This window comes from Streptomyces sp. NPDC046915, assembly GCF_040644935.1.
Classification (GTDB): domain Bacteria; phylum Actinomycetota; class Actinomycetes; order Streptomycetales; family Streptomycetaceae; genus Streptomyces.
Genome location: NZ_JBEYXB010000001.1, coordinates 787,889 through 811,684, shown reverse-complemented (window position 1 = coordinate 811,684; position 23,796 = coordinate 787,889). Strand labels below are relative to the sequence as shown.

Sequence of the window (23,796 nt, the reverse complement as noted above, 5' to 3'; positions counted from 1 at the left end):
TGGAAGGGACCCCTTCGATGTCCACTGCCGAAACGCCGGCCTGCCCCGTCGGCCCCGCCCGCCGCTCCTTCGTGCGGACCGCGCTGGGCGCCGGTGCGGCGGGCGCGGTCCTGGCCGGCGGCGGCTTCGTGCTCGGTGAGAGCGGCGGCACGGCCCAGGCTGAGGACACGGGTACGGACGGCGGGGCGAAGGTCCCCTTCCACGGCGCCCACCAGGCCGGAATCGTCACACCGGCGCCGGCCGCCGCGACCTTCGTCTCCCTGGAGGTCATAGCCGACGACCGCAAGGGCCTCGAAGACCTGCTCAGGACCGTCACCGAGCGGGCCCGTCGCCTCACCTCCGGCGGCACCCCCACCGACCTCGGGGTCGGCGCTCCGCCCTCCGACAACGGCATCCTCGGCCCCGACGTCCCCCCGGACGCCCTGACCGTCACCGTCGGCGTCGGCGCCTCCCTCTTCGACGACCGCTACGGCCTGGCCAAGGCGAAGCCGGCCCGGCTGACGCCGATGCGGACGTTCCCGAACGACAACCTCGACGCGGCCGAGTGCCACGGCGACCTGTCGCTCCAGATCTGCGCCGACCGCCAGGACACCGTGCTGCACGCACTGCGCGACATCGCCCGGCACACGAGGGGCGCCACGCAGATCAAGTGGCGCGTCGACGGCTTCCAGAACACCCCGCGTCCCACCGGCGCCCAGCGCAATCTGCTGGGCTTCAAGGACGGCATCGCCAACCCGGACGTCACCTCGGCCCGGGAGACCGGCCGGCTGATCTGGGTGGGCGACGGACAGGGCGAGCCGGCCTGGACGAAGGGCGGCAGCTACCAGGTGATCCGGATCATCCGGATGCTCGTGGAGTTCTGGGACCGGGTGTCCCTGACCGAGCAGGAGAAGATGTTCGGCCGCCGCAAGGACACCGGCGCCCCGCTGGACGGCGCCAAGGAGACCGACATCCCCCAGTACGCCAAGGACCCGCACGGCACGGCCATCCCGCTGGACGCGCACATCCGCCGGGCCAACCCGCGCACCGCCGCCTCCGACGACTCCCGCATCCTGCGCCGGGGCTACAACTACGACCGGGGCGTGGACGACGTCGGCGACCTCGACATGGGACTGGCCTTCTGCTGCTACCAGCAGGACGTCAAGCGGCAGTTCGAGGCCACCCAGACGCGGCTGATCGACGAACCCCTCGTCGACTACATCTCCCCGACGGGCGGCGGTTACTTCTTCGCACTGCCGGGCGTGCGGGACACCGGGGACTGGCTGGGCCGGGGGCTGCTGGCGGCCTGACTTTCCCCCGGCTTTACTGCGCGTCCCTTGTACCTGCTGTGAGTTGGCACAAGGCTGGGCCATGGCCGACCCCGGTTCCGCACAGCACCTCCCCGCGGGGAGCCGGGGCCGGCGAACGGGACCGGCCTGGGACCTCACTCCCGTAATCGCAGGTCCTTGCGCCACTTGGCGATCTGCTTCTCCGGATCCCCGGTGTACGACCACGGCGTACGGGTCGCCCGGCGGCCCAGCATGCGCAGCATGGAGCCCGCGACGTCCGTCGTGCCCGCGAGACAGGCCGCGTGGGTGAGGTAGTTGAGGTCACGGAGCTCACCCGGGGCCAAGGCGGCGTCGCCGCGGCCGGTGATCCAGCGCTGCCAGGTGCGGCGTACGTCGCTGACCGCGCCGTCGTGGTCCCAGTGCCGGCCGAGGCCCACCGCGGTGTGCTGCCCCTGCGCGCCGTCGAGGGCGTAACGGAACTCCTCGACCCGGGCGTACTGCACGAGCACCGGCAGGGCGCTGCCGGGCGGTGCCACTCCGGCCGCGTCGCGCGCGAAGTCGTACATCAGGCCGTGGGTGCCGTGCCAGCGCGCCGAGTAGTAGTGCAGCACCTGGAGGTGCCCCTCCACGCTGTAGGGGTCGCGCCGGTGCAACTCGTCCCACCAGCGGGCGATCTCCTGTCGCCGTACCCCGGTCGGGTACAGCCGCGCGACCGAGATCAGGGAGATCCACGGGGTGGGGTCCTCCGGGTAGGCCTCACAGGCCCGCAGACAGGCCAGTACGGCCGCGTCGATCCGGTCCCGGTCGATCGGCACGCCCCGGCCGGCCGCGATGGCCATGCTGAAGGCCCGTGCGGTCTCGGTCGCCGCACGCAGCACCAGCGCGTCGGCGCCGCGGGGTTCGGCGGCCAGCCAGGACTCCACCGTCGTACTGCTCGCGCACGCCTGCGCGAGCAGCCGGATCCGGTGCCCCCGGGACAGCCAGTCGACCCCGGAGGCCCGTAGCAGCTCGCGCAGGCCCTGCCAGCGGCCGATCACGATGTCGTGCCGGGCGGTGCTGAGGGGGTCGTCCCCGCAGTCGGGGTCGAAGTCGGGCGCGTACTTGGAGACGAAGCGGTCTCTCGCCATCGGGTCCCTCCCCGTCAGAAGTCGGTGGGGAGGCCCTCGTGGGCCCGTGACGCCTCCGCGGCGCGGTCGTCGGGGACGTACTCCGCCTCGACGGTGCGGGTGGCGTCGAGCTTGGCGGGCCGGTAGTAGTCGCTGCCCTGCTTCCAGTACCAGAGCATCGGCACCAGGCCCACGGCCAGCCCGCCGAGGCCGATGCCGATGGCCGCGCCGCTCAGCTCGCCCAGGGACTCGATGAAGATCCAGAACATGAACAGGGCGCCGAACAGCGGCCACAGCCCGCCGAGTACGAAGTCGGCCGCGGACCTCAGCAGCATCTTGCGGTAGGCCACCACGACCGCGAGGCCCGCGAGACCGTAGTAGATGGCGATCTGAAGGCCGATCGCCGAGATGGCGTCGGCGAGGATGTCGCCCACCGAGCCCAGGGCGTTGGAGGCGATGAACATCACCAGCGCCACCCCGCCCACCACGGCGATCGCCACCCAGGGGGTGTTCCAGGTGCGGTGCACCCGCCCGAACGCGGACGGCATCGTACGGTCGCGGCCCATCGCGAACAGCGAGCGGGTGACCTGGATGAGCGTCGTCTCCAGGGTGGCGATGGTCGACAGCATCACGGCGATGATCAGCAGCTTGCCGCCCCAGCCGGGCCAGACCTCCTCGCCGAGCACCGCCAGCACGTTGGCGTCGTTGTCCTCGATCTGCTTGGAGGACAGGATGATGTTCACGGCGATGGTGAACACCTCGAAGAGCAGGAAGACGATGCCCACGCCGATCAGGCCCGCGAGACCCGTCGTACGGCGGCTGTTGCGGGTCTCCTCGCTGAGGTTGCTGGTGACGTCCCAGCCCCAGTAGTAGAACGCGGCGATGAGCGCGCCCGAGGCGAAGCCGGCCATCCCGTCGAAGTGGCTGAAGCCGAGCCAGGACCAGTCGAAGGCGCGGGCGTTGCCGGTGTGGAACAGGGCCAGCACCGCGAACAGCAGCAGGATCGCCAGCTCTACGCCCGACATCAGCAACTGCGCGCGCACGGTGAGCCGGGCGCCGCCCAGCACCACCCCGAGCATGATCAGGAACCAAATGGTGCCGACCACCGTCGACAGCGCGGTGTCGTCGGCCAGTTCGCCGTCGAACAGGGCCAGGGTCATCGACCCGGCGGGCAGCGAACCGGCCACCATGAAGATGGTCGCGGACACCACCAGCGCCCAGCCGCTGATGAAGCCGAGGAAGGGGTGGAGGGTGCGTCCCACCCAGGAGTAGCTCGCCCCCGCGTTGACGTCGATCCGGCCGAGGTAGCTGAACGCCAGCGCGATGCCCAGCATGGGTATCGCGCGGTACAGCAACGCGGCAGGACTGGCCAGTCCCACGGCACCGACCAGGACCGCGGTGGTCGCCGCGAGCGAGTAGGCCGGGGCGCTGCCCGCGACCGCCATGACCACCGTGTCGAACGTGCCGAGGGCGTTGGCCTGAAGACCTCTGCCCCTGATGTTGCTCATTGTCGAGCCGCTTGCGCCAGTGCACGCGCATGGGCGTCCTGGCCCGGCGTCGTACGGGTGGGGGGTGGCTCCGCCCGGGACCCGGAGAGGGATGGCCTCGGGTCGGGGGGCGGGCAGGAAATGGGGAGGGGGACGCACGTGGTGATCAGCCCTGCGTCGGCAGCCGATCACACCGCGTGTGGGGTGGGTGTGATGATAGCGGCACTCGTTTACGTTTCAAGATTGACCAGCCGGTAATCTGCGCCCGGCCGACCCCAGCGCCAACTTCCCTCGCTGGTCAGGGCCTTTGCTGTGAGGGGATTAGGGTTCCGGCAGCGGGAAACGCGGACCGGGAACCGTGACAGCGACAGGCGCCGGGCGCCGAGAGGGAGGCGGTCATGACCGGTCAGCAGCCGGAGCACACCCCGATGGGCGACGACGCGTACCAGCCCACCGGGACCAACGAGGAACAGCAGGACGCCGCGCCCCTGGACCTTCAGGACGCGGTGGACGAACGGACCTACGACGACAGCCTCGACGAGGGTTACTCGCCCCCGGAGAAGCCGCTGGGCGTCACCCGGTACGGGACCACCGCGGCCGAGCAGCACGAGGGCGAGAGCCTCGACCAGCGGCTGGACCAGGAGCGGCCCGACGTGTCCCCGCCGCCCGGGGACGCCGTGGGCGACCTGCCGGGCGGCGAGGGCGAGCCCGTCGACGCCGAGGCGGGCGGCCACCGCGCCGGCCGGCTCGTGGCCCCCGACGAGGGTGCCCACCCGGACACCACCAAGGAGACCGTCGCGGACGACGTGGGCGTCGACGGAGGCGCGGCCGGTGCGGAGGAGGCGGCGGTGCACGTCGTCGAGGACGACACGGCACTGCCCGAGTAGCGCCGGTCAGTCTCCCAAGTGGTCTATCTGGCGCAGCTTGTTCGTGGCGTCCAGCGCGGCCACCTTGTAGGACTCCGCGAGCGTCGGGTAGTTGAACACGGCGTCGACGAGATAGTCGACCGTGCCGCCGCAGCCCATCACGGACTGGCCGATGTGGATCAGCTCGGTGGCGCCCGTGCCGAAGCAGTGCACACCCAGCAGCGTGCGGTCCTCGGGGGAGACCAGCAGCTTGAGCATGCCGTGCGAGTCGCCGATGATCTGGCCGCGGGCCAGTTCCCGGTAGCGGGCGATGCCCACCTCGAACGGCACGCTGTCCGCGGTGAGTTGGTCCTCCGTCCGGCCTACGAAGCTGATCTCCGGGATGGTGTAGATGCCGATCGGCTGGAGGTTGTGCATACGGCCCACCGGCTCGCCGAACGCGTGGTACGCCGCCGCCCGGCCCTGCTCCATCGAGGTCGCGGCCAGTGCCGGAAAGCCTATGACGTCGCCGACGGCGTAGACGTGCGGCACCTCGGTGCGGTAGCACTCGTCCACCCTGATCCGGCCGCGGGGATCCGCCGACAGACCGGCCTTGGGCAGGTCGAGCTCGTCGGTGACGCCCTGGCGGCCCGCGGAGTACATCACCGCGTCGGCGGGGATCTTCTTGCCGCTCTCCAGGACGGTCAGGGCCCCGTTCTGATGGCGTTCCACGGCGGCGACGGTCTCCCCGAACCGGAAGGTGACGGCCAGGTCCCGCAGGTGGTACTTGAGCGACTCGACGACCTCCACGTCGCACAGGTCCAGCATCCCGGGGCGCTTCTCCACCACCGTGACCCGGCTGCCCAGCGCCGCGAACATCGAGGCGTACTCCATGCCGATCACACCGGCACCCACGATGACCATGGAGCGCGGCACCCGCTCCAGCGTGAGCACGTTGTCCGAGTCCAGGATCGTGCGCCCGTCGAACTCGACGCTGTCCGGGCGGGCGGGCCGGGTGCCGGTGGCGATCACGATGTGCTCCGCGCTCAGCAGCCGCTCGTGACCGGTCACCTCCCGCAGGGCGACGGTGTGCGGGTCGACGAAGCGGGCCGTGCCGGCGTGCAGGGAGACGTGGTTGCGGGAGAGCTGGCTGCGGATGACGTCGGTCTCCCGGCCGACCACGTGCTGGGTGCGCGCGATCAGGTCCGCGACGGTGATGTCCTCCTTCAGGCGGTAGCTCTGCCCGTACAGATCGCGCTGGGTGAGTCCGGTGAGGTACAGCACCGCCTCGCGGAGAGTCTTGGAGGGGATGGTTCCGGTGTGTAGGGAGACCCCGCCGACCATGTCGGGGCGGTCGACGACCGCGACCCGCCGGCCGAGTTTGGCCGCGGCGATGGCGGCCTTCTGGCCGCCGGGTCCGGATCCGATGACAAGCATGTCGAAGTCGAAGTCGGGCACCCCCGGAGTCTGCCAGCCCGCGCCCTCACAGCGGAAGACTGATCGGAAAACCATCCCGCGCCGTATGCCGCCCGCCGCGCGCGAGCACACCACAACCACCGGCCCCGGCACAGCGTTCCGGAGCCAGTGGCCATGATGCCGTGGAGCCCTAGGGGAGCAGCTTCTCGATGGCGGACGGCCCCTCGGTCTCCAGCTTGCGCCTCGCCCACTCCAGGTTCGCCGGGGTGACGTCCCGGCCCGCCGCCATCACCATGTCCTCCGCCGTGATGTCCCCGCCGGGGGAGCTGTGCAGCAGGGAGTCCGGGGTGCGCAGGTCGTCCGACAACCGGGACGCTTCGGGTTCTGACGTCGACATGATGCCTCCTCCTCGGGCCCGGATGGCACGTACCGCGAGACCGGGACCCACTCTCACCATTCACCGCCTGAGCGCGCCCTGCATCCGGAGCGGCCGCAGGCTCGATGACGAGGTACCTGAAGACGGCGGAAAGAAACCCCCGGACCTACGCTGGAAGCAGCGCGCACGCCCGGACCGGGAGGCCGTCATGGCCGAGACACAGTTCCCGCAGGACACACAGGGGCGCCCCCGCCCCCTGCCGATCGCCGAGCACGGGCTGATCGGCGATCTGCGCAGCGTGGCCCTGGTGGGCAGCGACGGCACGATCGACTGGTACTGCTGCCGGGCCTTCGACCGGCCCAGCGTCTTCGCGGCCATCCTGGACCCCGAGCGCGGCGGGGCCTTCGAGCTCGCCGCGGCCGTACCGGCCCGTACCAAGCAGTTCTACTTCCCCGACACCAACGTACTGATCACCCGGTTCTACACGGAGGACGGTGTCGGGGAGATCCAGGACTTCATGCCCGTGAGCGGCGAGGCCGCCGAGAGCGACCGGCACCGCGTGATCCGCCGCGTCCTGTGCGTCCGCGGCACCGTTCCCTTCCGGGCCCGCATCGCACCGCGCTTCGACTACGGCGCCGCCCCGCACGCCCTGACCATGCTCGGCGAGACCGCCCTCTTCGAGTCCCGGGACACGGCCCTCGCGCTGACCGCCACCATGCCGCTGGAGGGCGACGGCGTGGACGCGCTCGCCGACTTCAAGCTCACCGAGGGCGAGACCGCCGTGTTCGCCCTCGACCAGGTCGGCGAGGACGTACCACCGCGCGGCTGCCCCCACATGGAGGCCGAGCACCAGTTCGCCGCCACGGTCGCCTACTGGCGGCGCTGGCTGTCCCGGTCCCGCTACCGGGGCCGCTGGCGCGAGATGGTCCACCGTTCCGCCCTCACCCTGAAGCTGCTCACCTACGCCCCGACCGGCGCCATCGTCGCCGCGCCCACCACCAGCCTCCCCGAGCAGCTCGGCGGCGAACGCAACTGGGACTACCGCTACGTGTGGGTCCGCGACGCCGCCTTCTGCGTGTACGCCCTGCTGCGGCTGGGCTTCTCCGGCGAGGCCGAGGCGTTCATGCGGTTCGTGACCACCCACATCAGCCCCGGAGACGGCCGCGGATCGGGCCCGCTGCAGATCATGTACGGCATCGACGGCCGCACCGACCTGCCCGAACGCGAACTGGGGCACCTGTCCGGCCACCAGGGCTCGGCCCCGGTCCGGGTCGGCAACGCCGCCGCCGACCAGCTCCAGCTCGACATCTACGGCGCCCTGATCGACTCGATCTACCTCTACGACAAGTGGGCCGAGCCCATCCCCAGCGGCCAGTGGGACGACGTGTGCCACCTGGTCGACTGGGTCTGCGACCACTGGGACCAGCCCGACGAGGGTGTGTGGGAGATCCGCGGCGGCCGCAAGAAATTCCTCTACTCCCGTCTGATGTGCTGGGTGGCCATCGAGCGTGCCATCCGCCTCGCCAACCGGCGGGGCCTGCCCGCCGACATCCTCCGCTGGCGGCAGAGCCGGGACGCCATCTACCGGCGGATCATGGACCGCGGCTGGTCGCCGCGGCGCCGCGCCTTCGTCCAGCACGAGGACAGCGACGTCCTGGACGCCTCCGTGCTGATGATGCCGCTGGCCAAGTTCATCGCCCCCACCGACCCCAAGTGGCTGTCCACCCTGGACGCGCTGACCGAGGAGCTGGTCTCCGACTCCCTCGTCTACCGCTACGACCCGCAGGCCAGCCCGGACGGGGTGCGCGGCGACGAGGGCACCTTCTCGATCTGCTCGTTCTGGTACGTCGAGGCGCTGGTGCGCGCCGGACGGCTGGAGGAGGCACGGCTGGCGTTCGAGAAGATGCTCACCTACGCCAACCATCTCGGCCTGTACGCAGAGGAGATCGGCCGCACCGGTGAGCAACAGGGCAACTTCCCGCAGGCGTTCACCCACCTGTCCCTGATCAGCGCCGCCTTCAACCTGGACCGCGCCCTCGGCTGACCCCGCCCGCCCGCACGTCCGCACACCCCGGCCCCGCACCGACTGTAACCGGTCTGTCACAGCCGCGCCCCGCACCACAACTCCGCCCGGACCTCTCGTGTCGAACAGGGCGTCGGTCACCAAACAGTACCCGACGGACCGTCAAGAGACCCTGGGGGAACGGGACATGACCCGCATCGCACGCACGACCCGCCGTACCACGGCCTCGGCCGTCGCCACGGCCGCCTCCTTCCTGCTGCTCGCCGGCGCCGGCATCCTGGCCGCGCCGTCCGCGTTCGCCGGCGTCCCCGGCGGCACCAGCGCCGCCGACCGCAACAGCGACTTCAACGGCGACGGCTACGCCGACGTCCTCATCGGCGTCCCGGAGGGCACCGTCGACGGCAAGAAGGGCGCCGGATACGTCACCGTCCAGTACGGCGCCCCCAGCGGCATCGGCACCCACAACACCGTGCCCAAGGGCCGTACCGCGGTCATCAGCCAGTCCAGCAGGGGCGTGCCCGGCACCTCGGAGGCCTGGGACGACTTCGGGCAGGCCGTCGCCACCGGCGACCTGGACGGCGACGGCTACGACGACGCGGTCATCGGCGCCCCCGGCGAGGACGAGGGCAGCGTCGCGGACGCGGGCCGGGTGACCGTCCTGTACGGCTCCAAGGCCGGCCTGGGCGCCGAACGGACCGCCTCCGTCACCGCCGCCCGGCCCGCCGCCGGGGCCCGGTTCGGCCTCGCGGTGGCCGCCGCGAGGTTCACCGGGGACACCGACGCCGACCAGCTCGTCGTCGACCAGAAGGTGGGCCTGACCGCCTTCACGTACCACGCGGGCGTCCTGCGGCGGGTCGGGGCCCCGCACTCCACCGGCCACAGGCTCCAGCCCCTCTCCGTGACCACCGGCGACTACGACCGCGACGGCTTCGCCGACCTCGTCGTCTCCGGCTACAGCCCGGACGACGACTACACCCAGGGCTGGTCGGCGTACTACGCGGGCGGCGCCGGGGGCCTGAGCTACCGGCGGGACCTGCACGGCGGCCTGGGCACGGCCTCCGGCGACATCAACCGCGACGGCTACGACGACCTCGTCGTCGGCCAGCTCAGCGCCGCCGACGAGTCCACCGGGGACGCGGACGCGCCCGGCGGGCTGGTCGGTGTCTACTACGGCGGCGCGGACGGGCCGGCCGGCACCCAGGGCCCCGGCAGCTCCGCGCAGTGGTGGTCGCAGAACTCCCCGGGCGTGCCCGGCACCGCGGAGCAGGGCGACGACTGGGGCGCCGACCTGTCCGTGGCCGACGTGAACGGCGACGGCTACGCCGACGTGGCCGTGGGCGCGCCCGGCGAGGACGTGGGCACGGTCGCCGACGCGGGCGCGGTGTGGCTGCTGCGCGGCACCGCCAAGGGCCTGACCGGGTCCGGCGCCCAGTCCTTCGACCAGAACACCCGCCAGATTCCCGGCACCGCCGAGGCGGACGACGGCTGGGGCTCCCAGGTGCGGCTGGTGGACACCGATCGCGACGGCCGCGCCGAACTGCTCGCGTCGGCGTCCGGCGAGAACGCCGGCGACGGCGCGGTGTGGCTGCTGCCCGCGAGCGGCCGCGGCCTGCTCGCCGACGGTTCGTGGGTCTACGGCGCCGGCGCCCTGGGCGGGAACGGCCACGGTGCCCGTTTCGGAGCGGTGATCGACGAATAGTCCCAGATCGGGGCGGTGTGCCCGCCGGTCGCCCGGGTACTCGGTGGTTTCCGGAGAAGCACAGCGACGCCGGGCCAGGAGATGGAGGAGAACCCCATGGCCAGCAGCACCGAGACCGGTCACGTCACCGGTACCCGGGACAAGGACTACAACCTGATCTGGTACGTCGAGGCGTGCCTGAGCAACGCCCTCCGACTGGAGCAGTACATCCAGGACGCGGAACGCGACAAGGATCAGGAGATCGCCGACCTGTTCCGCAAGGCGCAGTCGGACAGCCGCAAGGGCGCCGAGCTGGGCAAGCAGCTGCTGCGCTCGCGGCTGAACGGCGGCTGACGCAACATTCCGCCCCCCCCGACGGCCGGGTCGTTCGTCCGCCCGGCCGTCTCAGGGCAGTGGCTGCCCCGCCCAGATGATCTTGCCGCTGGGGGTGTAGCGGGTGCCCCAGCGCTCGGCGAGCTGGGCGACGAGGAACAGCCCGCGTCCGCCCTCGTCGGTGGTGGCCGCGTACCGCAGGTGTGGTGAGGTCGTGCTGCTGTCGGACACCTCGCAGATCAGGGTCCGGTCGTGCAGGAGCCGTACGCCGATGGGGCCGCGGCCGTAGCGGATGGCGTTGGTGACCAGCTCGCTCAGGATCAGCTCCGTGGTGAACGCCAGATCGTCCAGGCCCCACTCCTCCAACCGCCGGGTCACCGCGGCCCGAACCTGGGAGACGGCCGCCGGTTCGGACGGCACCTGCCACTCGGCGACCCGGTCGGCGCCCAGCGTGCGGGTACGGGCCACGATCAGGGCGACGTCGTCGCTCGGCCGGGCCGGCAGCAGGTCCAGCACCGCCCGGCAGGTGTCCTCGGGCGAGTCCCCGGCCCGCTTCAGCGCGGTCCGCAGCAGCTCCAGGCCCTCGTCGATGTCCCGGTCCCGGTCCTCGACCAGCCCGTCCGTGTACAGCACCAGCCGACTGCCCTCGGGCAGCTCCAGCTCGGCGGCCTCGAAGGGCAGCCCGCCCAGCCCCAGCGGGGGACCCGCGGGCACGTCCGGGAAGTCGACGCTTCCGTCGGGCCGGACCACGGCGGGCGGGGGGTGGCCGGCCCGGGCGACGGTGCAGCGGCGGGCGACCGGGTCGTACACCGCGTACAGGCAGGTCGCCCCGGTGACCACCGCGCCGCCGTCCGCGGGGGGCTCGTCCTGGTCGATGCGGGCGACCAGCTCGTCCAGCAGGGCGAGGAGCTCGTCGGGCGGCAGGTCCAGCGCGGAGAAGTTGTGCACCGCCGTGCGCAGCCGCCCCATGGTGGCCGCGGCGTGCAGCCCGTGCCCCACCACGTCCCCCACCACCAGCGCCACCCGCGCCCCGGACAGCGGCAGCACGTCGAACCAGTCCCCGCCGACCCCGGCCTGCGCGGGCAGATAGCGGTAGGCGATCTCCAGGGCACTCTGGTCGGGCAGGGAGCGGGGCAGCAGGCTGCGCTGAAGGGTGACCGCCATGCTGTGCTCGCGGGTGTAGCGGCGCGCGTTGTCGATGGACACCGCCGCGCGGGCGACCAGCTCCTCGGCGAGGGCCAGCTCCTCGGCGTCGAACGGCTCGGGCTTCTGCGAACGCCAGAAGGTCGCCACGCCCAGCACCAGGCTGCCCGCGCGCAGCGGCACGCTGATCAGCGAGTGGATGCCGTACTCCACGACCTGCTCGGTGCGCTCCAGGTCCTGCGCCCGCCAGCCCGAGGCCTCGCGCAGCCGGGGCTCCACCACCGACTGGCCGGTGGCCAGGCTGCGGGCCTGCGGTGAGGTCGCCACGAACCGGATGCGCCGGCCCACCGGATACAGCGGGGCGTCCTCGCGCACCCCGCTGCACGCGGTGCGGTGCAGGGCGGTGCCCGGCCGCGGCTCCGCCCCCTCGATCACGGCGTCGAAGAGGTCCACGGTGGCGAAGTCCGCGAACCGGGGCACGGCCAGCCCCGCCAGTTCCTCGGCGGTGCGGCTCACGTCGAGGCTGGTGCCGATGCCGACCCCCGCGTCGTACAGCATGTCGAGGCGTTCGCGGGCCACCTCCGCCCGGCCCGACAGGGCGCGCAGCTCCGTGGAGTCGCGCAGCGTGGTCACGCTTCCGGGCGGGCCGCCCCTGAGGTCCGTCGGCCGCTGGTTGATCGCCAGCAACCGGTCCTTGACCAGGCGCACCTCGTCGGTGGCGACCCGGCCCGAGGCGAGCAGCCCGGCGGTGTCGGCGTCGAGGCCGAGCTCCAGCACATGGCGGGCCTCGGCGTCCTCGGGCAGGTCGAGCAGGCGGTGCGCCTCGTCGTTGGCGAGCAGCAGCCGGCCCTCACCGCTGACGATGAGCACACCCTCCCGGACGGCGTGCAGCACCGCGTCGTGGTGCTCGTACATGCGGGTCATCTCGGACGGGCCGAGGCCGTGCGTCTGCCGCAGCAGGCGCCGGCTCACCAGGGCCGTGCCCGCGGTGGCCAGGGCCAGCGCCGCCGCGGCGGAGGCCAGCAGCAGCGGCAGCTGCTGGTCGGCGGCACCGCCGACGTGCGCGGTGGTGATGCCCGAGGACACCAGGCCCACGACGGTGCCGTCCGGTGCCTTGACCGGGACCACGACCTGCACCAGCGGCCCGATGGTGCCGTGGACGTGTTCGGTCACGATGTGCCCGGCCTGCGCCGGCGCGATCGTGCCGACGAACTTCTTGCCGATGCGGTCCGGCTTGGGGTGGGTGTAGCGGATCCCGTCGGTGTTCATCACGACGATGAAGTCCACACCGGTGGCCTTGCGGGTGGCCTCGGCCCTCGGCTGGAGCAGGGCCGTCGGGTTCTTGCTGCGCAGTGCCGCGACCGTGCCCGGGGCGTTGGCGAACGACTGGGCGACGGCGAGGGAGCGGTTCTGCGCCTCCAGGTCGCTGTCGTGCCGGACCTGGAGGACCTGCGCCACCACGGCCGACACGACCAGCAGCAGCACGATCACCACTTGCAGTACGAACACCTGTCCGGCAACGCTGCGTCCGCCCATCGCCCGCAGCCCGCCGGCCCCTTCGCGGCGCGGCCCGGTGCCGTCCTGCCGCGGTGGGAGCGGCGCCTGCGGTTCACCGGACCGGCGGACCGGCCGTAGCGCGATCCGGCCCAACAGTCGGACCATGAGCCCATGTCTACACTGCCCGGCCCCCGGAGGCGAGAGGCATCCCATGAGATAACTGCCTGTGATCGGCGGTGCGGGTGGGCCCGGCGCAGACGAGACCGGCATGGCATGTGCCGGGGGCATGGGCGGCGGGATGTGCGCGGCTCATCGCGGGCGCCCGGGGGCCGTGCGGCGGGTGGCCAGGAGCAGGGCGACGTCGTCGGGGCGGTCGGTGGCGTGGCGGGCCGTGGCGGTGAGGCGGTCGGCGACGCCGGACAGGGAACGGCCGCCCCGGCGCCCGGCGGCGGCCCCGGCCCGGGCCAGGGCCACGCGCAGCGCGCCGATACCGACGTCGATGTCCGTGCCGGGCCGCTCGACGAGCCCGTCCGTGTACAGGGCGAGGATCGCGTCGGGCTCCAGGGTCAGTTCCGCCACCGGGTACACCGCGTGCGGGTCCACGCCCAGCACGACACCGCCGGGAAGGACCAGGACCTGGGTGCGCCCGTCCGGGGAGCGCAGCAGCGGCGGCGGATGCCCGGCGCGGGCGACCCGGGCCACCCCGGTGGCGGGGTCGAGGCGCAGGTAGCAGCAGCTGGCGAACTGTCCGGGGTCGAGATCGATGAGCAGCCGGTTCGTACCGCTCATGACCTCGTCGGGCGGACGGTCCCCGAGCGCGAAGGCCCGGACCGCGCTGCGCAGCTGCCCCATCGTGGCCGCCGCCTGCACGCCGTGCCCCTGGACGTCCCCGATGACCAGCGCCAGACCGTCCCCGGCCTCGACCACGTCGTACCAGTCCCCGCCGACGTCCATGCCCTGCGTGCCGGGCAGATAGCGTCCGGCGGTCTCCACCAGCGGATGCGCCGACAGCCGCCGGGGCAGCAGCGCCTGCTGGAGCCCCCGGGCGAGGGCCGCCTCGGTGTCGTAGCGCTGCGCCTTCTCCATGGCGTGCGCGATCAGCCCGGCGAGCGCGGTGAGGACCGTACGTTCCTCCGTGCTGAACCCGCGGGGGCGCTCGAAGCCCAGGATGCAGGAGCCGACCGGGCGCCCCGAGGCGACCAGCGGCAGGAAGGCGCGGGCGCCCTCCGTGGCGTCCAGGGGGATGCCCGGGTAGGCCGCGTTCAGCAACTCCATGGACTCGAAGAAGATGGGCCGGCCCGTGGTGAGCGTCTCGACGCCGGGCAGGCGGGCGTCGAGGCCGACGCCCTCGAACGGGGCGAGGAAGCCCTGCGGGAAGCCGGTCTCCCACGCCAGGTACAGGTGCCGCTCCTGGAGCAGGTAGATCGCCAGTCGCCGCCCGCCGAACGCGGGCAGCAGCTCCCGCGTGACGACCTCCGACACCTGGCGGGCGGTGACCGCGTCGGTCAGCGCGATGGCCAGGGCGATGGGCCGGTACAAGGGGGCCATCGAGGGACCGGCCGGCCGGTCACCCGGCGCGGGCTCGACCGGCGGCAGCTCCACGTGGGTGTCCAGCGATGCGTCGATCCGGTCCGCCGGGACGACGGTGCAGGTGAGCGTGTCCGGACCGGCGTGCAGGGACAGCGCCAGCCAGTCACCCTCGCCGTCGCCCTCGCGGTCGTCCTCGTCCGGAGGCCGCCGGACGTGGAAGTGCACCGGCTCGGGGGAGAGCAGGGCACCGCGGATATGGTCCTCGTACGGCGGCCGGCTCAGCCACGGCACGGCCTCCCCGAAAGCACGCCCGACCAGCCGCCCGCGCTCCTGGCCCAGCAGGCGTGCCGCGGCCGGATTGGCGTACACCACCACACCCAGCCGGTCCAGGCAGAACACGCCCTGCGGCAGCGGGTCGGCCGCCGCGCCGGCGGACGCGGCGGGGCCGGGATCGATGACGAGGCCCCGCACCAGGGGCGTGCCGGCCTGGTCGGCCGGGGGCCAGAGTTCCAGCAGCCGCGCGGTCCCGTCGCCCGCCCGGACGTGCAGCGGCAGCGGCGGAGGTGTTCCGGCGGCCGTGGCGTCGAGCGCCGCCATGATCTGGTGGGCTTCGGACGGGGCCAGCGCCTCCGCGAGGATTTCCCCCGTCGCGGCGAACTCCTCGGGAAGCGCGCCCAGCAGGTCGTGCAGCCGGCTGTCCGCGGTGACCGCGGAGGTCGCCGGGTCCCAGGTGAACCGTCCGACGGGCCAGGGCACCGGGCGGGCCGCCGGCGGGCGTACGCACAGCGGTTCGCCGTCCCAGACGACCGCGTCCTCGTCACCGTCGGCCAGCGCGCTCAGCTCGGTGCCCAGCTTCTCTGCCAGGGTGGCCAGCCGCTCGGGGTCGGGCAGCTCCTCCGCCGCGTCCGTGGCGGCCGGCCGCATCACGGCCAGTACACCGAAGGTCGACTTCTCCCCGGGCACGGGCATGTAGAGCGACCCGAACTGGAACGGCAGACCGGCCGCGAGCTGGGGGTAGCGGCGGACCGTCTCCATGGCGTTCGGCAGCACCACCTGGACGCCGAGCCGGTAGGCGTCGGCGACCGGGAAGGGCTGCTTCACATGCAGCTGCCACCAGGGCCGGAACAGCGGACCGGGCAGCCCCACCAGCACCGCGAGACGTAGCAGCTTGGGCGTGCCGGAGCGCAGGTAGACGCCGCTCACATGCCCGCCGGCCGTGCCGAGTGCCCGGGTGGAGGCGTCGACGAGCAGCCGGGCCAGCCGTCCGCGGGCCCGGTGTGCCCGCTCCCCGCTCCCAGTCATCGGCCTCTGCCCCGTCCGTGCGCCGCCGGGTGGGTGTCACAGCAAGAATGCGTCACGACGGCCGGGAAACGCACCTGGGCGGACGGTATGAGTCCGAGCATTGCCGTGCGGCGGCGACGCGGTCGGCGGTCAGTGGGCCGGTACCGCCCTGAGGGTCAGCCGTCCCTCCTCCCGTCCGGCCACCATGGCGAACGCGCAGGTGTCGACCTCCAGGCAGAGCTCCATGTCCTCGGGGTGGACGCCCGTCCAGCCGCGCCGTACCCCGTCGGCGAGCCGGGCGGCACCGTCGGAGTGCCGGGCGCGGGTGAGGTAGGGCGCCGGGTCGGTGGTGCCGGAGGTGGTGCGGGCCGCGATGTACTGGGCGCAGGCCAGGTCCTCCTCCGCCCGGCCGTCGTCGCCGGTGACGACGAAGGTGACCGCCGCCGGCCGCTCGCGGCTGAGGAGCTCCGCCGTGGCACCGGCCACCGCGAAGCTCGCGCACAGCAGGAGCCGGGCGTCGGCGACCGCCAGGGCGCCCACGGTTCCCGCGGTGGTCTTCTGCACCACGGTGCGGCCCGCCACGTCGAGCGAACGGAGCCGGGCGGGGGAGTTGGCCAGGTCGAAGCCGGGTGTCGGGGCGCCGTCCTGGAAGGCCAGCCAGCCGGGGTGACGGGCTTTCAGCTCCAGTGCCTCGTCGGTGGTGTCCGTGAAGACGATCTTCTCCGCTCCCTGCCGGAGGGCCCCGGCGGCCACGGTGAACGCGCGCATCACGTCGACGACGACGGCGGCCTCGGGTGTCCTGGACACACCGGTGATCGAGGTGAACGTCGACTGCATCGCATCATGATGCGGCGGCGCGCGGCGCGGCGGGAGCCGCCGGGTCAGAATTCGGCCTCGTCCGGCGGCAGCGGCCGGGCGGCACGCATGCTGCGCAGGGCGAGGAGCAGGACGCCGATGTCGTCGAGGTACACGGGGTCGGGCAGCAGATCGGTCGGCAGCACCAGATAGAGGACGGCGCCCCAGAAGACCCAGCGCGAACCGGTGGGAAGTCCGGCCCGGCGCAGGGTCCGCCTGGTGCGCACCAGTCGTACGAGGACGGCGAGGGCCGCGGCGAGCAGGGCCGCCGCGACGACGGCGGCGACCACGAGCCAGGTGGTGGGCACGTCCACGTCCACGGGGCCTCCTCCTCGCGACCTCGGACCTCGGCAGGCCGCTCTCTTTCGCCTTCCCCGTCCCGCTCGCCCTATCTCCCGCCCGCCCGGGTCTCCTCCCGGGCGGGTCACGAGATCCGGTCGGTCTCCTCCGCGTCACCGTCCCCGGTGTCGTCGGCGTCCCGCGCCGCGGGCAGGGCGGGCGCCGGACGGAGCGCCTTGGCGCCGAACTTGAGGCGCTCGAAGGTCCGGGTCAGCTGCTGCAACGGCGAGGCCGGTGGAGCGGCGGGCTGCTCGGGCGGCGGGGCGGGGGCGTCGCGGAAGGCGGCCAGCGCCTCGCCCGCGCGCTCGGCGGCCTCCCGGTAGAGGTCGCGGGACCTCGTCATGGCGTCGAGCGCCTCGGCGTACCTGGCGACGAGTTCCCGCTGCCGGGCCAGCTCCTCCTCGAGGGTCCGCAGCGTCCACTTCTCCCGCAGGCCGGTCAGCGCCTCCTCGGCGCCCTCGGGGAGCGGCCGGGGGAGGGTGGTGAAGCGGCGCAGTACGCCGATGAGTTCGGCCGGTTCCGAGCCGTCCAGGAAGACGCTGCGCACCGAGTGGTCCCGGCCGTCGTATCCGGGCGGGGCCGGCTGCGGCGGGAGCAGCACCGCGCCGCCGCGCGGCACCTCGACGCCGAAGTACTTCAGGGCGTAGTTGACGGCGCGCAGCTGGTGCGGGGCGGCCCGGTGCTCCACGACCCGGTGCCGCAGCCCGGGCGGCAGCAGCCGTGTGAGCGGCAGCCTGCCGTGCTCGTCCGGGGTCATCGCCTCGTGCACGACGAGGTTGACGCACCAGGACTCGCGCGCCGCGTCGCGCAGGACGCGCCGCATCTCCTTGTCGTCGGCGGGGAGCGGGTTGACCTGACGGAAGCGCAGCTCCGGCACGGCGTGGTGGTGGTCCCAGGCGGTGGCCGTGCCGTCGGGGTCGTCCGGCCAGAACATCGTGGCGGGCGACGGCCACGCGTCGTCCCACGGGCGCTCCGCCTCCGCGACGAGGATCCACTCCCGGCCCTCCTCCCGGCTCTGCGGCGGAAGCAGGGTCAGGCGGGCCCTGACCGTCACGTCGCCGTCGACCCGCCAACGTGCCTCGAACACCCGTCCGGGCGTGTCCTCGGGATCCGGCGGTTCGGCGAAGTCGTCGAGAACCTCGTCCACCTTCAGCCGGCGCAGGGTGCGGCGGAGGACGTCCTCGGAGATGGAGCCGGTGTGGCGGCCGCGGGCGAGCCACACGGTACGGGGGGTCGTGGCGCGGTCGGTGGCGGAGTTCGACATGAGCCAATCTGCGGAAAGGGACGACGGGTGTCCTCCAGTATCGCGGTCGATGATCGCGACACGTCGGGCGGGGCCCCGCGTTTCGCGGGGGCTCGCGTTGCGCGCACGGGGTGTGCGCGGCGCACTGCGAGGGGTGGTCATTCACACATGCCCGTCATCTGTCCAGGCCACGACAATGGGAAACGGGCGGGGTCCGCCCACCATCCGCTTTGGGGCGGACCCCGTCCGCCCGTCGTGCTGGCGATACCCGCTCCGGCCGAGCGACGCCGCACCGGCCCCACCGCCATGGACCCGCGCCGCCGGGGAAACCGTCCGGCATGGACACCACGACAACCGCCCTGCGGCGCCCGGCCGTTCTCCTCGCGGTCCTGCTCACCGCGACGGGCTGCGGCGGCGGGGGCCACAAGGACGCGCGTCCGCTCGCGGCACTGCCGGGCGGCCCCGCGACCGCCCGCCTGGTGATCACCACCGACAACGGGCTCCGGCTGCGCCCCGCCGACGGCGACGCGGCCGGCGTCGACCGGCGGGTGGACCACCGCTGGTCCCACCGCGGCGACACCTGGGTGCTGGACCTGTCCTGCCCGGAGCACGGCGACCGGGCGGGCCGGTGCCCCCCTCTGCCCGAGGTGGACGTTCCGGCGGGCACGGCCGTCACCGTCTCCGCCCGCAACGCCGGCATCGACGCGGCGGGGGTGTCCGGCGCGCTGGACCTGACGACCGTCAACGGCGATGTGACGCTGACCCGCTCGGGCCGGGACGGGGCCGCCGTACGGCTCGCCACCCGCAACGGCTCGGTACGCGCGACCGCACTCGGGGCGAAGCGGCTGCGGGCCGGGACCGTCAACGGCGACCTGGACCTGGACTGCGCCACCGCGCCGGACACGGTCACCGCCGTCACCACCAACGGCTCGGTCCGGGTCTCGGTGCCGCACGACGCGCCGGCCTACCGGGTCACGGCCACGACGGCCAACGGCCGCCCCTCCGTCACGATCCCCACCGCGTCCGCGTCCGGCGACCGGCGCATGACCCTCACCACCGTCAACGGGGACGTCACCGCGGCCACCGGCTGAACGGTTCAGTGGGGGAAGGTCCTCGGTGGACGCTGCCGGGGCAGTTCGTCGCGGAACCGCTCGATGGCCGAGCTGATCTGGCGCATCAGCGCCGTGCCCTCCAGCCGGTCGAGGTAGAGGTTGCGACGGGCGAGTCCGGGCGCGTCCACGCAGAAGTACACCGACATCAGCGGGTTGACGAACAGCTCACTGTTCCGGGTCCGTTCGGTGAACCGCACGTCCCCGAAGCCGCCGCGCACGGCCGCGGCGACGGAGCCGTTGACGATGCTGGGGTGGCTCGCGGTGCGCCGCTGCGCGTGCTCCACCGCGTCGAGGTAGAGGGCACCCTCACGGCTCTCCCGAGGCAGCGAGAACGCCCCCAGATACGCGCCGTCGCGTTCCAGCGCCGCCAGGTTCTCCAGGACCAGGGAGTGGTTGACGCCGTGATAGGCGTCCACCCCGAAGCCGAGGCAGGCCACCAGCCGGTGCGGGACCTCGTCCAGCCCGGCCACCGCGGCCAGGCTGGCCATGTCCTCCTCCGGAGTGCCCAGCCCGTGCTCGTCGCCGCGCATCAGGATGTCGGTGCCGCCGTCCACCAGCACCACGGCGTCCACCCCGCCCAGGTGGGCGAGCAGGCTGCGGTAGGCGGCCCGCAGCGGCTCGACGCCGGTGCGCGGGAAGGCGTACACGGTCGACGGCAGCCCCTGCTCCGCCAGCCACTCGGCGAGCGTGCGCTCCGGGAAGTAGTCCCCGCGCAGCGTGGTGTCCGGCCGTACGGCGGCGACGTCCTGCTCGACCCACACGTCCAGGTCCAGGCCGTACAGGTCGGCGAAGGACAGGCTCGCCAGATGCACTTCCGCGCCGGCCTCCCGGAGCGCGAGGGCCAGGGGGAGACCGGCGTAGACGTCGAAGCCACCGCCCGCGCCGGCGACGAGCACCCGCCGCGCGTCACGCAGGCGGGTGAAGAGAGCGGGTTCACGGAGGGAGAGCACCGCAGGACGCTAACAGACCGTGTGGCCTGGCAGGCCGGGTTTTCGCGGTGCCCTCCGGGGGCCTTACGCCCCGCTCTCCCGCAGCATGTCCTCGCGTTCGACGATCTTCACGCGCTCCCGGCCCTGCGGCTCGCCCAGCGCCTTCTCGGCGGCGTCCAGGCGGTACCAGCCCTCCCAGGTGGTGAAGCGGACGTTCCGCTCGGCGAGGAAGGCGTCCACGGCCTCCGGCGCCGGGGAGTCGGGCGTGTGCAGCCGGCCGTTCGTGTAGTCGTCCAGGAGGTTGGACACCGTCTCGTTGGCGTCGCCCTTGGTGTGGCCGATCAGGCCCACCGGACCGCGCCGGATCCAGCCGGTGACGTATGTGGACCGGAGGTGCGCGCCGCTCTCCTCGACGACCCGGCCGCCCGCGTCCGGGACCGTGCCCGACTCGAGGTCCCAGGGCAGCTTGGGCAGCTTCTCGGACAGGTAGCCGACGGCGCGGTAGACCGCGGTGACGTCCCAGTCCTTGAAGGTGCCGGCGCCCTTGACGTTGCCGGTGCCGTCCAGCTCGGTGCGCTCGGTGCGCAGGCCGACGACCTTTCCGTCCTCGCCGAGGATCTCGGTCGGCGACTCGAAGAAGTGCAGGAACAGCTTGTGCGGCCGGTCGCCCACGTCGCGGATCGCCCAGTTCTCCAGCGTCTTGGCGACCATGTCGGCCTGCTTGTTGCCGCGGCGGGTCTCGATCGAGCCCTCGTCGTAGTCGATGTCCTCGGGGTCGACGATGACCTCGATGTTGGGGGAGTGGTCCAGCTCGCGCAGCTCCATCGGGCTGAACTTCGCCTGGGCCGGGCCGCGGCGGCCGAAGACGTGGACCTCCAGGGCCTTGTTGGCCTTCAGGCCCTCGTACACGTTCGGCGGGATCTCGGTCGGCAGCAGCTCGTCCGCCGTCTTGGCCAGGATCCGGGCCACGTCGAGCGCGACGTTGCCGACACCGAGGACGGCGACCTTCTCGGCCTCGAGAGGCCAGGTGCGCGGCACGTCCGGGTGGCCGTCGTACCAGGACACGAAGTCGGCGGCGCCGTAGGAGCCGTCGAGGTCGATGCCCGGGACCGACAGGTCCCGGTCGGCCGTGGCGCCGGTGGAGAAGATCACGGCGTCGTAGAAGGCGCGCAGGTCGTCGAGGCTGATGTCGGCCGGGTAGTCCACGTTGCCGAACAGGCGGATCTGCGGCTTGTCGAGCACCTGGTGCAGGGCCGTGATGATGCCCTTGATGCGCGGGTGGTCGGGCGCGACGCCGTAGCGGATCAGCCCGAAGGGGGCGGGCATCCGCTCGAAGAGGTCGATGGACACGCCGGGCTCGGCCGCCACCTCGGACTTGAGCAGGGCGTCGGCGGCGTAGATCCCGGCCGGGCCGGCTCCGACTATGGCTACCCGCAGCGGGCGCGGCATGATCAGGTTCCCTTCGAGCGATGACAGGCGACTCGATCGGGAAGCCTAAGCTAAGGCAGGCCTAAGTTAGTACGCGGGTCCCTTCTATGAGCTCATAAACCGGTCTTATGCCCTTACCGGGGTGTGGACACCGGTCATGAGCATGCCCGACCCTTGACGGGTGAGCAGGGTGGGGGAGCGCGGGGACGGGGACCGGACCGTCGTGGTGACCGGCGGCAGCGGGTTCGTCGGCAGCCATCTGGTGCGGCGACTGCTGGAGCGGGGCTACCGCGTGCACACGACCGTGCGCCGGATCGCGCACCGCGTGAAGGTGCGGCCCCTCTGGGAGATGCAGGAGGCCTTCCCCGGGCAACTGACCCTGTTCGAGGCCGACTTGCTCCAGGAGGGTTCCTTCGACGAAGCGGTGCGCGGCTGCACGGTGGTCTTCCACGTGGCGTCGCCGTTCCTCATGCCGGAGAAGATCGCGGACGGCCGCCGCGACGTGGTCGAACCGGCCGTGCTGGGCACCCGCAACCTGCTGGCGGCGGTGGAGCGGACGCCGTCCGTGCACACCCTGGTCCTCACCTCCACGGTGGGCGCGGTCTTCGGCGACTACGCCGACGTCCTCGAGATGGACGGCCAGGTGCTGTCGGAGAAGTACGTCAACACCACCAGCACGGTGGAGAACAATCCCTACCACTACGCCAAGACCGTCGCGGAGCGCATCGCCAGGGAGGCCGAACTGGCCCAGGACCGCTGGCGGATGGTGTCCGTCAACCCCGGACTGGTCCTCGGCCCCTCACTCACCCCCGCGTCCGAGTCCGGCAGCCTCTTCCTGCTCGACGAACTGTTCAAGGGGTACTTCTGCTACGGCGCGCCGGACTTCAGCTTCACCACGGCGGACGTACGGGACGTCGCCGACGCGCACATCGCCGCCGCGGAGAACCCGGCGGCAAAGGGCCGCTACATCGTCGCGGCCGAGACGATGACGTCCTTCCTGGAGATGTCCCGCGTCATCCGCACCCGCCACCCCCGCGACCCGCGCCTCCCGCGCACCGCGCTCCCGCACTGGCCGGTACGCGTCCTGGGCCCCGCGTTCGGGCTCACCCAGGACTACATCGGCAAGCACCTCGGCATCCGCTTCCGCGTGGACAACAGCCGGAGTGTGCGCGAGCTGGGTCTCTCCTACCGGCCGGTCGAAGAGACCCTGCTCGACCACTACGAGAGCTGGCGCGGCCGGTCTCACGCGGGCCGTATCACCCGGTGAATCGCCGCCTCCCCGGCACCGTAGACCGACTCCTCGCGGATGTACGCGCCCTGGCCCGGGGCGTGGATCATCATGCCGTTGCCGGAGTACAGGCCGACATGGCCGGCGTCCTGGAAGAAGATCACGAGGTCACCGGGCTGGGCCTCGCTCAGCGCCACGGGTGTCCCGGCGTCCGCCTGCTCCCGCGCGGCCCGCGGCAGCGTCACGCCTGCGGCTCGCCAGGCGACCTGGGTGAGACTCGAGCAGTCGTAGGAGTCCGGCCCGGTCGCACCCCACACACAGGGCCGCCCGATCTGCGCCCGAGCGAACGCCAGTGCCTGCGCGGCCCTTCCCTCGTAGGGGACGGGGACGGGGACGGGTGCCGGTGCCGGTGCGGGGGCTGGGGCCGCGACCGGGGCCGGGGCCGCCGCGACGGGGACCGGTGACGGGAGTACGGGGCTGGGCGCGACGACAGGGTTGGCGGTGGGGAAGACCCCGGTGGCGGCCCAGGGAGGCATCGCGGTGAACGCTCCGCTGTCCATGAGGGGGTTGGGGACGCTGAAGGTCCCTGTGTTCGCGACGGGAGCGGGGGCGGGGGAGGGGGCCGTGGCGATTGCCGTGTTGGTGAGGGGGGCCGCGACGGTGGCCATTCCGGTGTTCG

19 protein-coding genes are annotated in these 23,796 nt (G+C 72.9%); 7 read left to right on the top strand and 12 right to left on the bottom strand.

The window, feature by feature from the left end:
- Window positions 1-17: 17 nt before the first annotated feature.
- Window positions 18-1,289, top strand: coding sequence for an iron uptake transporter deferrochelatase/peroxidase subunit (gene efeB / locus ABZ915_RS03600; RefSeq protein ID WP_361795080.1), 1,272 nt, complete (start codon window positions 18-20; stop codon window positions 1,287-1,289).
- A gap of 134 nt (window positions 1,290-1,423) precedes the next feature.
- Here the strand turns inward: efeB and ABZ915_RS03595 are convergent, their stop codons facing one another.
- Entirely contained in the window at window positions 1,424-2,395 is a 972-nt protein-coding gene (locus ABZ915_RS03595; protein ID WP_361795077.1) for a hypothetical protein, read from the bottom strand.
- A 14-nt stretch (window positions 2,396-2,409) separates the two neighbouring features.
- Window positions 2,410-3,882 (bottom strand): APC family permease, encoded by a 1,473-nt coding sequence (locus ABZ915_RS03590; RefSeq protein WP_361795074.1) that lies wholly within the window; start codon window positions 3,880-3,882, stop codon window positions 2,410-2,412.
- Window positions 3,883-4,259: 377 nt separating this feature from the next.
- Between ABZ915_RS03590 and ABZ915_RS03585 the strand changes: the two genes are divergently transcribed.
- Window positions 4,260-4,748 (top strand): DUF5709 domain-containing protein, encoded by a 489-nt coding sequence (locus ABZ915_RS03585; protein WP_361795071.1) that lies wholly within the window; start codon window positions 4,260-4,262, stop codon window positions 4,746-4,748.
- A 6-nt stretch (window positions 4,749-4,754) separates the two neighbouring features.
- Here the strand turns inward: ABZ915_RS03585 and sthA are convergent, their stop codons facing one another.
- Both sthA and ABZ915_RS03575 read right to left on the bottom strand, forming a co-directional pair.
- A complete protein-coding gene (gene sthA, locus ABZ915_RS03580) occupies window positions 4,755-6,164 on the bottom strand; it encodes a Si-specific NAD(P)(+) transhydrogenase (RefSeq protein WP_361795068.1) in 1,410 nt (469 codons plus the stop codon).
- Window positions 6,165-6,312: 148 nt separating this feature from the next.
- Window positions 6,313-6,519, bottom strand: a complete 207-nt coding sequence (locus ABZ915_RS03575) for a hypothetical protein (protein WP_361795065.1) — start codon at window positions 6,517-6,519, stop codon at window positions 6,313-6,315.
- A 187-nt stretch (window positions 6,520-6,706) separates the two neighbouring features.
- Here ABZ915_RS03575 and ABZ915_RS03570 point away from each other — a divergent pair, with 187 nt between their 5' ends.
- From ABZ915_RS03570 to ABZ915_RS03560, 3 genes are all read left to right on the top strand, one after another.
- A complete protein-coding gene (locus tag ABZ915_RS03570; RefSeq protein ID WP_361795062.1) occupies window positions 6,707-8,542 on the top strand; it encodes a glycoside hydrolase family 15 protein in 1,836 nt (611 codons plus the stop codon).
- A 166-nt stretch (window positions 8,543-8,708) separates the two neighbouring features.
- Window positions 8,709-10,220, top strand: coding sequence for an FG-GAP repeat protein (locus ABZ915_RS03565; RefSeq protein WP_361795060.1), 1,512 nt, complete (start codon window positions 8,709-8,711; stop codon window positions 10,218-10,220).
- A 96-nt stretch (window positions 10,221-10,316) separates the two neighbouring features.
- Window positions 10,317-10,553, top strand: a complete 237-nt coding sequence (locus ABZ915_RS03560) for a hypothetical protein (protein ID WP_361795057.1) — start codon at window positions 10,317-10,319, stop codon at window positions 10,551-10,553.
- A gap of 51 nt (window positions 10,554-10,604) precedes the next feature.
- Here the strand turns inward: ABZ915_RS03560 and ABZ915_RS03555 are convergent, their stop codons facing one another.
- From ABZ915_RS03555 to ABZ915_RS03535, 5 genes are all read right to left on the bottom strand, one after another.
- The gene (locus ABZ915_RS03555) at window positions 10,605-13,211 is read right to left on the bottom strand and encodes a SpoIIE family protein phosphatase (RefSeq protein WP_361795807.1); all 2,607 of its coding nucleotides are present in this window, start codon (window positions 13,209-13,211) and stop codon (window positions 10,605-10,607) included.
- Window positions 13,212-13,481: 270 nt separating this feature from the next.
- On the bottom strand, window positions 13,482-16,004 hold the full coding sequence (locus tag ABZ915_RS03550) for a SpoIIE family protein phosphatase (RefSeq protein ID WP_361795054.1): 2,523 nt from the start codon (window positions 16,002-16,004) through the stop codon (window positions 13,482-13,484).
- Window positions 16,005-16,133: 129 nt separating this feature from the next.
- Window positions 16,134-16,820, bottom strand: coding sequence for a 2-phosphosulfolactate phosphatase (locus ABZ915_RS03545; protein ID WP_361795051.1), 687 nt, complete (start codon window positions 16,818-16,820; stop codon window positions 16,134-16,136).
- 44 nt (window positions 16,821-16,864) lie between these two features.
- A complete protein-coding gene (locus tag ABZ915_RS03540) occupies window positions 16,865-17,152 on the bottom strand; it encodes a YkvA family protein (RefSeq protein WP_361795804.1) in 288 nt (95 codons plus the stop codon).
- A 110-nt stretch (window positions 17,153-17,262) separates the two neighbouring features.
- A complete protein-coding gene (locus ABZ915_RS03535) occupies window positions 17,263-18,441 on the bottom strand; it encodes a hypothetical protein (RefSeq protein WP_361795048.1) in 1,179 nt (392 codons plus the stop codon).
- A gap of 317 nt (window positions 18,442-18,758) precedes the next feature.
- On the opposite strand from ABZ915_RS03535, the gene ABZ915_RS03530 reads away from it, so the two are divergent.
- Window positions 18,759-19,511 (top strand): DUF4097 family beta strand repeat-containing protein, encoded by a 753-nt coding sequence (locus ABZ915_RS03530; protein WP_361795045.1) that lies wholly within the window; start codon window positions 18,759-18,761, stop codon window positions 19,509-19,511.
- Between the two features lie 5 nt (window positions 19,512-19,516).
- On the opposite strand, the gene ABZ915_RS03525 is transcribed toward ABZ915_RS03530, so the two are convergent.
- Window positions 19,517-20,482 carry a DUF1152 domain-containing protein gene (locus tag ABZ915_RS03525; RefSeq protein WP_361795042.1) on the bottom strand — a complete coding sequence of 322 codons (966 nt, stop codon included), beginning with the start codon at window positions 20,480-20,482 and terminating at the stop codon, window positions 19,517-19,519.
- 63 nt (window positions 20,483-20,545) lie between these two features.
- Window positions 20,546-21,910 carry an FAD-dependent oxidoreductase gene (locus ABZ915_RS03520; protein ID WP_361795039.1) on the bottom strand — a complete coding sequence of 455 codons (1,365 nt, stop codon included), beginning with the start codon at window positions 21,908-21,910 and terminating at the stop codon, window positions 20,546-20,548.
- A 160-nt stretch (window positions 21,911-22,070) separates the two neighbouring features.
- Here ABZ915_RS03520 and ABZ915_RS03515 point away from each other — a divergent pair, with 160 nt between their 5' ends.
- Window positions 22,071-23,156 (top strand): NAD-dependent epimerase/dehydratase family protein, encoded by a 1,086-nt coding sequence (locus ABZ915_RS03515; RefSeq protein WP_361795036.1) that lies wholly within the window; start codon window positions 22,071-22,073, stop codon window positions 23,154-23,156.
- On the opposite strand, the gene ABZ915_RS03510 is transcribed toward ABZ915_RS03515, so the two are convergent.
- Window positions 23,132-23,796: C40 family peptidase (locus tag ABZ915_RS03510; protein ID WP_361795033.1), on the bottom strand; the 665-nt coding region annotated here is incomplete at its 5' end. The two genes, ABZ915_RS03515 and ABZ915_RS03510, sit on opposite strands and share 25 nt — an antisense overlap.

Coding starts and splice junctions, on each gene's coding strand:
- ABZ915_RS03575 (WP_361795065.1), bottom strand. CDS start 6,519: ATGTCGACGTCAGAACCCGAAGCGTCCCGGTTGTCGGACGACCTGCGC.
- ABZ915_RS03585 (WP_361795071.1), top strand. CDS start 4,260: ATGACCGGTCAGCAGCCGGAGCACACCCCGATGGGCGACGACGCGTAC.
- ABZ915_RS03550 (WP_361795054.1), bottom strand. CDS start 16,004: ATGACTGGGAGCGGGGAGCGGGCACACCGGGCCCGCGGACGGCTGGCC.
- ABZ915_RS03555 (WP_361795807.1), bottom strand. CDS start 13,211: ATGGGCGGACGCAGCGTTGCCGGACAGGTGTTCGTACTGCAAGTGGTG.
- ABZ915_RS03535 (WP_361795048.1), bottom strand. CDS start 18,441: ATGTCGAACTCCGCCACCGACCGCGCCACGACCCCCCGTACCGTGTGG.
- ABZ915_RS03560 (WP_361795057.1), top strand. CDS start 10,317: ATGGCCAGCAGCACCGAGACCGGTCACGTCACCGGTACCCGGGACAAG.
- ABZ915_RS03565 (WP_361795060.1), top strand. CDS start 8,709: ATGACCCGCATCGCACGCACGACCCGCCGTACCACGGCCTCGGCCGTC.
- efeB (WP_361795080.1), top strand. CDS start 18: ATGTCCACTGCCGAAACGCCGGCCTGCCCCGTCGGCCCCGCCCGCCGC.
- ABZ915_RS03545 (WP_361795051.1), bottom strand. CDS start 16,820: ATGCAGTCGACGTTCACCTCGATCACCGGTGTGTCCAGGACACCCGAG.
- ABZ915_RS03590 (WP_361795074.1), bottom strand. CDS start 3,882: ATGAGCAACATCAGGGGCAGAGGTCTTCAGGCCAACGCCCTCGGCACG.
- ABZ915_RS03595 (WP_361795077.1), bottom strand. CDS start 2,395: ATGGCGAGAGACCGCTTCGTCTCCAAGTACGCGCCCGACTTCGACCCC.
- ABZ915_RS03570 (WP_361795062.1), top strand. CDS start 6,707: ATGGCCGAGACACAGTTCCCGCAGGACACACAGGGGCGCCCCCGCCCC.
- ABZ915_RS03530 (WP_361795045.1), top strand. CDS start 18,759: ATGGACACCACGACAACCGCCCTGCGGCGCCCGGCCGTTCTCCTCGCG.
- ABZ915_RS03520 (WP_361795039.1), bottom strand. CDS start 21,910: ATGCCGCGCCCGCTGCGGGTAGCCATAGTCGGAGCCGGCCCGGCCGGG.